Annotated in this window: 1 protein-coding gene; it reads left to right on the top strand. The window is 64.6% G+C overall.

The genetic code is table 11. From position 1 onward, the window contains the following. The first annotated feature begins 284 nt into the window (after positions 1-284). A complete protein-coding gene (locus BJD99_RS01770) occupies positions 285-1355 on the top strand; it encodes an IS110 family transposase (RefSeq protein WP_084345099.1) in 1071 nt (356 codons plus the stop codon). The last annotated feature ends 48 nt before the right edge of the window (positions 1356-1403 follow it).

The following is a 1403-nucleotide window of genomic DNA, read 5'->3' as shown; positions in this document are numbered from 1 at the left end:
TGTTCATCGTCGAAACGAGCATGTCGACAGCGCGGCGCTTGGCAGCTGGGCTCAAAATTTTCCAGTAATAATAGGATCAACCCGCTGACGAGGCGGCCTGACCCCGAATTTTCCTGGCCCACCCGGTGCCTTCCGCGGGACCCGTCGACCACCTCGCCCGCAGGCCACCACAACACCGTGGAGCACGCGAAGTCCGTGACCTCATAGGAGCCTGCCGCCCCACCTCGGCCCGTCACTGGCCCGTCCGAACCTCGCGCACACCACCCGAGGAAAGGCCGGACCACGTGACACCGAAACGCACACCACCACGCATCTACTGCGGCGTCGACACCCACGCCGACACCCATCACGCCGCCATCATCACCGACACCGGAATCCTCATCGAAAGTCGCCAATTCGACACCACCACAGATGGATACCGCGAGCTACACACATGGATCCTCGGCCACGGAGCGCCCATCGCCGTCGGCATCGAAGGCACTGCCTCCTACGGCGCCGGCCTCACCCGGCATCTCTGCTCCCGCGCCGTCGCGGTCGTGGAAGTTCCGCGCCCGAACCGCAAACTCCGCCGCAACGTCGGCAAAAGCGACCCGATCGACGCAGAAGCAGCAGCCCGCGCCGTCCTCGCCCGCAACCAACTCTCCGAACCCAAACACTGCGACGGACCCATCGAGGCAATCCGAGCACTGCGCGTCGCGAGATCGAGCGCAGTCAAAGCCGCCACCGCATCGATGAACGCCGTCCGATCGATGATCGTCACCGCCCCAGAAACACTGCGCACCCACCTGCGCGGACGCACCACCACAGCACTGCTCGATGCGTGCATCGCACTCGAACCCGACCTCACCGCTCTCACCGCTCTCACCGACCCGACCAACGCCACCATCGTCGCACTCCGCTCGCTCGCCGGACGGTGCCGCGAATTACGCAGAGAAGCAAAAGAACTCAAGAAATACCTCACAGCACTCGTCAAGCGGAGCGCACCACGAACTTCGGAAATCCTGGGACTAGGACCCGACACCGCAGCCGCGCTACTCGTCACCGTCGGCGACAACCCCGACCGGCTACGATCGGAATCCTCGTTCGCTCACCTGTGCGGAGTAGCGCCGATCCCCGCGTCGTCGGGCAAGACCACACGGCACCGGCTACATCGCGGCGGCGACCGACGCGCCAACCAAGCCCTACACACCGCCGTCGTCGTCCGCCTCAAATACAGCGACGAGGCACGCGCCTACGCCAATCGCCGCACAGCAGAGGGGAAATCGATGCCCGAGATCCTCCGATGCCAGAAACGCTACCTCGCGCGTGAGGTGTTCAGCGCACTGCGCGCAGATTACGGTGCGCTGACTGCTTGACATCTATAGGAGCGTCCCGCGCCACCTCCCGAAGAGCGTCCTTCTCCA

Source organism: Rhodococcus sp. 1163 (assembly GCF_002091985.1).
Lineage (GTDB): Bacteria > Actinomycetota > Actinomycetes > Mycobacteriales > Mycobacteriaceae > Rhodococcoides.
The sequence above is the reverse complement of the archived record's forward strand: the minus strand, read 5'-3'. Positions and strand labels throughout refer to the sequence as shown.